Origin of the sequence: Enterovibrio norvegicus, assembly GCF_002876705.1 — a bacterium.
Lineage (GTDB): Bacteria > Pseudomonadota > Gammaproteobacteria > Enterobacterales > Vibrionaceae > Enterovibrio > Enterovibrio norvegicus_B.
This window is the reverse complement of the sequence record NZ_MDAG01000023.1, coordinates 1-8421: the sequence shown is the minus strand read 5'-3', so window position 1 is coordinate 8421 and position 8421 is coordinate 1. Positions and strand designations below refer to the sequence as shown.

General features: G+C 46.7%; 5 protein-coding genes, 1 pseudogene and 1 riboswitch. Of the genes and pseudogenes, 2 read left to right on the top strand and 4 right to left on the bottom strand.

Features of this window, described 5'->3' with window-relative positions; genetic code table 11:
• A pseudogene (locus tag BCT27_RS25485) lies at positions 1–2091 on the top strand (hypothetical protein); the annotation flags it as partial.
• A gap of 510 nt (positions 2092–2601) precedes the next feature.
• Here BCT27_RS25485 and BCT27_RS13850 read toward each other — a convergent pair.
• Positions 2602–3759: an amidase family protein gene (locus BCT27_RS13850; protein ID WP_102396041.1), complete on the bottom strand. Its 1158-nt coding sequence runs from the start codon at positions 3757–3759 to the stop codon at positions 2602–2604.
• Between the two features lie 111 nt (positions 3760–3870).
• Positions 3871–5016 (bottom strand): J domain-containing protein, encoded by a 1146-nt coding sequence (locus BCT27_RS13845; protein WP_241905245.1) that lies wholly within the window; start codon positions 5014–5016, stop codon positions 3871–3873.
• Positions 5017–5443: 427 nt separating this feature from the next.
• A riboswitch (glycine riboswitch) is annotated at positions 5444–5559 on the top strand.
• A gap of 70 nt (positions 5560–5629) precedes the next feature.
• Here BCT27_RS13845 and BCT27_RS13835 point away from each other — a divergent pair.
• On the top strand, positions 5630–7021 hold the full coding sequence (locus BCT27_RS13835; RefSeq protein WP_102392128.1) for an alanine/glycine:cation symporter family protein: 1392 nt from the start codon (positions 5630–5632) through the stop codon (positions 7019–7021).
• Between the two features lie 123 nt (positions 7022–7144).
• Here the strand turns inward: BCT27_RS13835 and BCT27_RS13830 are convergent, their stop codons facing one another.
• Positions 7145–7825: an HAD family hydrolase gene (locus BCT27_RS13830; RefSeq protein ID WP_102318867.1), complete on the bottom strand. Its 681-nt coding sequence runs from the start codon at positions 7823–7825 to the stop codon at positions 7145–7147.
• A 238-nt stretch (positions 7826–8063) separates the two neighbouring features.
• Positions 8064–8339: a DUF6482 family protein gene (locus BCT27_RS13825; RefSeq protein WP_102318868.1), complete on the bottom strand. Its 276-nt coding sequence runs from the start codon at positions 8337–8339 to the stop codon at positions 8064–8066.
• Positions 8340–8421 lie beyond the last annotated feature (82 nt).

The window sequence follows — 8421 nt, the reverse complement described above, 5'->3', positions numbered from 1 at the left end:
GATGCCTTCCCAACAGATGCTACTGAAACCGCGGATTCAGATGGCGACGGTGTGGGGGATAACAGCGACATCGACCGCGATAACGATGGTTTATCCGATGAGTTAGAGCTTCGCACCAGTGCTGACATTGTGGATTGGCCGGTGCAAACCGGTAATTCCAGCTTCACTGACGGTGTGCTCTCCGCCAACGGTGGTTCTTGGTCTTACCAAGCTAATTCCGCACGTTTTTCTACCTATGGATTTGATGACAGCTACCGTCTCAATTTCACCGTCGATGCCCTCGGCAGCAACAACATGGTTGGTCTCGGTAACACCGAAACCACAGCACGTTACACTGATATTGATTTTGCCTTCTACATTGTCAATACCACCCTGTATATCTACGAAAATGGTTCACACCGCGTCAACTTTGGCGCAGGCAGTGTGGCGGTCGGCGATGTGCTGACGCTGGAAGTTGATAACGGCACCGTGCGTTACCTTCGTAATGGCGAACAAATCAGAGAAGTCAGTTACAGCGGCGACACGCCAGACTTCTATGTCGACTCCAGCTTCTACAGCGGCACAGTGCGTTTAAGCAACATCGAGCTCACACCCCTGTCCGGATCGGGTTTTACTGCCGATGCAGATAATGACGGCGTGAACAACGATGTGGATTTGGACTCCGACAACGACACCATCCCTGACGTGATCGAAGCTGGCCTCGCTGATGCCGATGGCAGCCTGACTGTTGATAGCATTGACCTGCAAGCCAGCGTTGACCCTACCCCAGATTCCGACGGCGACGGCATTCCTGATTATCTTGATTTGGAAAGCCAAAACGCCCTGAATGACGGCACAGCTTTCGACATGCACGGTTACGACTTTGCGGCGTTCGACAGCAACAACGACGGCATGCTCGATGGCAATGATGAACTCGGCGGTAACGATCTGAACGGCAACGGCGTGGATGATCGTGCGGAAGATGCCGACGGCGATGGTCTGTCTAATCCTAATGATGATGACGATGACAACGATGGCACGCTCGATATCTATGATGCCTTCCCGTTCGATCCTTCAGAGGATACTGACACGGACGGCGACGGTGTGGGTGATAACGGCGATGCCTTCCCAACGGATGTAACAGAGACATTAGATTCTGATGGAGACGGTACAGGTAACAATGCTGATATTGATAACGACAATGATGGTCTTTCAAACGCCGTTGAAAAACGTGTGTCTGTCGACGTAACAAATTGGACGTACTTTAACGGCAATGCCGAATTTACTGATGATGAGCTACGCGCAAATGGGGGAAGCTGGGCACATCAAGCCAACTCTGAGCGTTTTTCGACGTATGGGTTTACTGACGGGTATCAACTGACGTTTAAGGTTGCCTCGCTTGGCTCTTACAACATGCTAGGGCTAGGCAGTGTTGAAAGCTCAGCAAGCTACACAGACATTGATTATGCTTTTTACCTCTCGAACGGAAACTTATATATCTACGAGAACGGTACGAACATCAGTGATGCCACAAACCCTAGGGTCGCTGTTGGTGACACCCTATCAATCGAGGTATCGCAAGACATCATCGTATATCGTCACAATGACAACACGGTGCGAGAAGTATTTATCAGTGGTAGCCTTCCTGATTTCTACATCGACAGTAGCTTCCACAGCGGTAATTTCCGTATCAGCGATATCCAATTGATTCCTCAGTCTGGCGCTGGCTCTTCCCTAGATGAGGACGGAGACAACGTTCTCAATGAGTTTGACCTGGACAGTGACAATGACACGATCCCAGACGTGCTCGAAGCGGGTATTTGGAGCGTGGGAGATTCGCTCACGCTTACCGACTTGAGCCTTCAAGGAAGTGTTGACCCTGCGCCGGATAGCGATGGAGATAACATTCCAGACTACCTTGATCTCGAAAGCCAAAACCCGCTAAACGATGGAACGAGCTATGACATCAACAATACATATTTTGCTGCATTCGATACTAATGGGGATGGCAGGCTAAATACGGATGATGATTTTGGCGGAGAAGACAACAACGAGAACGGTATGTCTGACTTCGTTGAAGAGTTTGGTGGTTCACCCTCCTCTTCACATTAATCTCAAATCAGTTCCACGCATTCGATTCCAATAAAGGTGGAGAAAGCGTGGAACATTTGACGGTTAAATCTAGTGCCCTCTTCAAAGAGTTATCTTTGATCTCATTTAGCCAACACTCTGACCAAATGTTGTTATTCAAACAAACCCGCGCCGTAAGATATTTGATACAAAAACACGCCACTTTGTTCATTTTATCGAAATAGAGACCATTCACAGGCAAAAACCTGATAGCAAACCATCTAATACGACCTATTAAATCAATATATAACAATCACTTAGTATATTTCACCACCTACTAATTCACCTAGTTATCCACAGATTCTGTGCATAGGTCAGCATGAGGCCAATTGCTATTTTTTCCATTAAATACAATGAATTACCAGCATTTTGTCAAAAAAATAAATTTTTCTTGACCTGTTGATGAAATCGCTAGTCATGAAAAGGGGGGATTTGTGGGCTACGGACGGCGAAAATTGGGAAGATAAACTTGTTGCGTATCACGGTGTTATTTTAGATAAACCAACGTTCAGCAGTGTCAAATAACAGACGGTCTTCACCAGGAAGTGCAAGCAATGAAATACCCATCGGCATGCCATCAACCGTCAACAATGGGAGTGTGAGTTGCGGTAAGCCTGCAACTTCGGCAATCGCGTAAAGGCGACGCTGGTTAATCAAGAAGGTCTCAAGGTCAAAAGCATCATTCTCTGCAGCAGGACCCGGCGATGTCGGGATCATTAATAACTCCCCACTGCTCAATAGGCCTTGAAAGGTATTGGTGAAAAATTCACGCTTCTTTTTCGTTTCTACAAACTCTTTAAAGCTTTTGCCTCGAATGCGCTTCAGATACTCTTCAGTTTCTTGAGACATTTTCGGCTTGTAATGATCAAGCCACTGACCGTATTCAAAGTCGATCTCTCGCCCTAAGATCACCGAATGAATATTCTGCGCTTGCGTCAACATCAACTTGCTAAACGTTGCAACGTCTTCTTTCGGAACTTTAACTGTCGAAAAGAACACTTCCCACTCCAACATCGCTTCAATGGGCAACAGATCTTGAAACAGGCTTGACGCGTACTTGACTGTTTTTAGCTTCACAGGCCGAAGTGCTTTCGTCCAGCATTTCTCTGCGATTTGATGCAACGACGGCAAATGCTTCGCCATGACACCCACCGCATCAAATGAAGGAGAAACCGTGGCAATACCACGCATGTCTAACAACTCGGGAGACGGGCGATAAGCATAAAGTCCGTTATAAGCCGCGGGAATGATCACCCCACCACAGCAGTCGTTACCGACCGCTATCGTGGCAGCGCCTTGAGTAATCGCCAATGCAGCGCCAGAAGACGAGCCGCCTAAGCGACGTTCTGAAGAATAGGGATTGGACAGTTTAGCGAGGAAGGGATTGATGCCGCTTATACTGGTGCCAAAATCATCAACCTGTGTTTTGCCTATCAGTCGGCACCCTGACTGCATAATCGTCTGCACGACTTGCGCATCAAACTTCGAAGGCTCGTTGTTGTCTGACCATGCAGGAATACCAATTCCGGTGACATAACCTTTAATTCCCACACATTCACTGACCACCAAGCGTTGACGAGCGAGGATGCCCTTCGCCATGTCTTGACGTTCTGGTTTAAACTTATGCAACAAGTAGCTTTCTTGTGACATGTGTGTCGGTACTCCAAATATCTCTAGCTATTCATAAGCTTATAACGAGTTTTCATTTTTTGCGTATGCATGACATTAAAATGTTGATCAATCTTTTGTCTTACTCTCAGCTCACGACCGTTTGCTGCATTTTTCTAAGAGTGCCATTGCGCTTGTTTTGAATTCATTGCTCGTAAAATATTCATCATTGATTTGCAGTTTGCGGCTCTGCATCCAACTGTCTGAGGACGACCCTTGTCCATAGGGTATGTCATACACATGAAAGTGTTGATTTTGATGCAAATAAATCAAGTTTGCTGGCACACGCAAAGGCTTGAACGGTTTATTTAAGTACAAATTAAAACTACCCGAACAATCAGTGACAATGTACGAACCTTTGTCACTGCGTATTGCAATATAAGGCGCTTCAGATACTGTAAAACGAGCAAGTGACCATACGCCCGGCTTGCTCGTTAGCTGTAAAAATGGCATCGGTTCGTTACGCACTGCTTCTTTTTGCGCATCGACAGGTTCGAGGACGTTTTCCTGTTGGCCATCCGTCTCGTTTTCTATGTAGACCACTTTAACCGTCGGCGTTTTGGGCTCAATCGACGCGTCTTCAAACCAGGTAGTAAAATCAGGCCAACTCACTTGCCTCGCACCAATAATCACAACGGCAAGGCATAGAGAAACGATCACTGCAGGTAGCCAAAACTTGCTTGCCCAAGGCATCAAGCCGGGACTTTTTACGCCACTTGTCCTGTCTAACTCAGTTTCAAGCACCTCGTTTTCTGAAAGAACACGACGTAACTCAGCGGCGAGTTTTTTCTGCTCAGCAATAGCGGCTTCTTTTTGTGGCATTAATCGGCTTCGCTCATCTTTGAGCAGCACGATCTCACCTTCAAGTAACGAGATTTTTCTCAATAACTCAGTATTCTTTATCGGGCCTTCTCGCGAAGCTGAGCCTTTCTTGGCTTGCGCCAATTGACCTTTTAGCAGTTGATTTAACGCCGAAAGCTCTTCTTTCTCTTTCTTGAGCTGATTCAGTTCACGTTCGAATGTTCCACCTTCCCTTACGGAGGCAGAAGCAGGAATGGTCAGTAAATTCTGCCCTTTCCCTTTCGCAGCGTTTTCGTAGGAGTGGCGTACCAAATGCATGAGCGCTTGCGATCCGCCCTTGTCTGGATGTACTCGAGAAGACAATAGCTTATAGCGCTGCTTTACAGTGGCAGCGGAGGCATCAGGTGAGGTTCCAAGTAAGTCGTTAAACGTAGTCATTTACACTAACAAGCCAGCTAAGATGATAATATATCGGCCGAGATAACAGTTCCTTGAGAGAGCGCTGAGGTTTTCAATGAGAGAATTGAAGCCATATTTCGAATGCCGTCTCGTCTCATATATAAGATAGCCACTTCCCGTATGTTCTGCGCCTTAAAAAACCAATGCTTTGCTGCATCTCTCTTTTTATTTTTCATTGCGGAAACCTTTTATTAACACAATTATGTATTTTTTACTCACTTAACCCATCATTTCAATCAAAGCCCCTATTTCTCATTGCAATCGTAATTTTGTGATCTATGATACTTGCGAAAATTTGATGTTCCGATGAAGACAGCAGGAGAGAGATGGCTATCGCCGTCCGCCGAAGAAGTAAATCTTTCAGGCACCTGAGAACGCCATTTGCGTTCAGGTATGGACTGTTGTTGGAGGAGCCTCTGGAGAGATCCGTTAAATCGGACGCCGAAGGAGCAAACTTGCTTACTCAATCTTTTTTGGGTGATTGCGAGTGAAACTCTCAGGCAAAAGGACAGAGGAGATAACCGCGACAAAGTACCCACTTTGCTGCTACTTTTTGCGGCTACTCTCCTCCTTTGAATCTAAAGGGGGATAAATGAACCATTCACTGTATAACTTTCTACAAACCATCGATAACCTCGTGTGGGGCCCACCCCTACTTCTGCTACTTGTTGGCACAGGTGTCTATTTTACGTTTCGCCTCGGCGCGATCCAGATCCTCAAACTGCCACTTGCGTTGACCTATATCTTTAAAAAAGAAAAAGGGGTTCAAGGCAAAGGTGACGTTTCTAGTTTTGCCGCACTTTGCACCGCACTGTCAGCCACCATTGGTACAGGTAACATTGTGGGTGTTGCTACGGCCATTAAGCTTGGCGGCCCAGGCGCACTCTTTTGGATGTGGATGGCAGCCCTATTTGGCATGGCAACAAAGTATGCAGAGTGCCTGCTTGCGGTGAAATACCGTGAGAAAGATGCATCTGGCAATATGCTTGGTGGCCCAATGCTCTACCTTGAAAAAGGTGCTGGGCAAAAATGGTTAGCCCGTCTATTCGCATTCTTTACCATCGGTGTTGCGTGCTTCGGTATTGGTACCTTTCCACAGGTCAATGCCATTGTTGATGCAAGCCATATTGCATTCAACATCCCACATGAAATCACAGCTATTGTGCTAACCACTTTGGTTGCAGCCGCCACGATCGGCGGCATTAAATCCATTGCAGGTATTGCCAGCAAAGTGATACCAACCATGACTGTGATTTATGTGACGGCGTGTGCGGCCATCTTGTTCAACCATGCCGACGCAATTCCATCCGCCATCGGTTTGATCATCGAATCTGCTTTCACACAAACAGCGGCGACGGGGGGTTTTGTGGGTGCCAGCATTATGCTTGCCATTCAATCGGGTGTTGCTCGGGGTGTATTCTCGAATGAATCTGGCTTGGGAAGTGCACCAATGGCCGCTGCATCAGCACAAACAAACTCATGCGTTCGTCAGGGTTTGATTTCTATGGTTGGCACCTTTTTGGACACCATCGTTATCTGTTCAATGACGGGACTGGCGTTGGTTTTGACGGGTGTTTGGTCAATGGATATCGCGGGCGCCCAAATGACCACAGAAGCGTTTTCCATCGGATTGAACCAAGAGTATGGCCCTATCGTGGTTGCGATCGGTTTGATGTTCTTTGCATTCACCACCATTTTGGGTTGGAACTACTACGGTGAGCGATGTGCAATTTATTTGTTTGGCCAACGCGCCGTGTTGCCGTACAAAATCATCTTTGTCGCATTGGTTCTTTCGGGTGCATTTATCAAATTGGATATGATTTGGCTAATTGCGGATATCGTAAACGGATTAATGGCGGTGCCAAACCTCATTGGCTTGATCATTCTTCGCCACGTGGTTGCACAAGAAACCTCTATTTACTTTGAGCAATTGAAGCAAAAAGTGAAAGAGAGCCGTACCTCGTCAAACCAAGCAAACGCATAATCATCTCGCAATGGTAACCCTGTCATTCTGATTTGTGTGTTTATAGTTGAGCTAGAAAGCAAAACAGCGCCTTATGAGGCGCTGTTTTTGTATTCGTTAACGTTTTCGTTTTAAGCGTTGCGATTATGCAGTTTTTGCCTTCAGCATGTCGCTCAATCCTAACTTGCCAAAAATCGCGTCGTAGTGCGCAAAGTTCGGAATACGCGTGTGGTGTTGAACATTATTTCCCACTGCAACGAATTCGTAACCAAGGGTATTAGTTGCCATTTTATCCCACTCACCGTCACCGAAATACACGCGGCGAGTAAAGAGTGCACCAGTGTCTTGTTTTGCACGGAACGCCGCTAATGCCATGATCTCGCTGCGTGTCATGGCATCCGAACAAGAAGCAAAACTCACTTGGCTGATATCAAACCCTGCAGCGCGAAGTTTCATGCGAGCTGATTCTTCCCAACCACCCGTTGCAATAGCAAGCACGACGCTAGGGTGCATCTTCATGTCGTTAACAAATTGAATCGCACCTGGGGAAGCTTTGAGTTCATGGCTATTGGACGCAATGTATGCGCGCAGCTTGCTCAGGAATACACTCTTCACGTCGCGAAGAATCTTCATGCGATTCTCGCGCATGCCTTGTTGCTCAATCAACTCTTCAAGAATACCGATGTCTGTCACGTTTAAAAACGTGCCCAATTCATCTGTAAGTTGAACTCCCATGACGTCTTCGATCGCAGATCGAAAACATTCCGAATCGAAGTCATAACTGTCGATGAGTGTTCCATCGACATCCAGCATAAACAAATACATCGCGCCATTCCTCAAATCTTAAAATCACACAGTTCTCAAGGCTGATTTGACACTGCGCTGCGCCCTCTCTGGCACCTGCAAATAACATCGAATTCACATCAATGTACACTTGGTAACATTCTAGAGATAGTAGACGCACATTAAAGCTGGCGCACAGTGTAGTGATTTTTTGTGACGAATAAATGGCCGCGATGAACAGCGGCCTGTATTTATTCAAAAAATGTGAGGACTGGGTCGATTATACAAGCGGAATCTCGTGTGATGCACTCTCGTGGCCTTCCTCGCCAATCATTTCGTCATAAGGGCTATCCATCACCAAGGTGGCGACACGGAAGCCTTGATCAACCAAGGATGCTTTGGCGAGGTTAAGGCAGCCATAAAACAGCAGCTCGCCCGCTGGGCTTCTTTGGTAAGTAATGGTTCCCTTCCCTGCTTCAATCCCAACAAGATACTTGCTGGTGTCAATACAACTCACAATGACGGCTTTCTCTGTTTCACGAACGGCATTAGACATGATCTTCCCCTCTGTGTGTTTTTTGTGGTTACGCAGAGGTTAGGTGATTAGATCACGACGTCGCGAGAAAGCGAGAAAGCGA

Coding starts and splice junctions, on each gene's coding strand:
- BCT27_RS13845 (WP_241905245.1), bottom strand. CDS start 5,016: ATGACTACGTTTAACGACTTACTTGGAACCTCACCTGATGCCTCCGCT.
- BCT27_RS13835 (WP_102392128.1), top strand. CDS start 5,630: ATGAACCATTCACTGTATAACTTTCTACAAACCATCGATAACCTCGTG.
- BCT27_RS13830 (WP_102318867.1), bottom strand. CDS start 7,825: ATGTATTTGTTTATGCTGGATGTCGATGGAACACTCATCGACAGTTAT.
- BCT27_RS13850 (WP_102396041.1), bottom strand. CDS start 3,759: ATGTCACAAGAAAGCTACTTGTTGCATAAGTTTAAACCAGAACGTCAA.
- BCT27_RS13825 (WP_102318868.1), bottom strand. CDS start 8,339: ATGTCTAATGCCGTTCGTGAAACAGAGAAAGCCGTCATTGTGAGTTGT.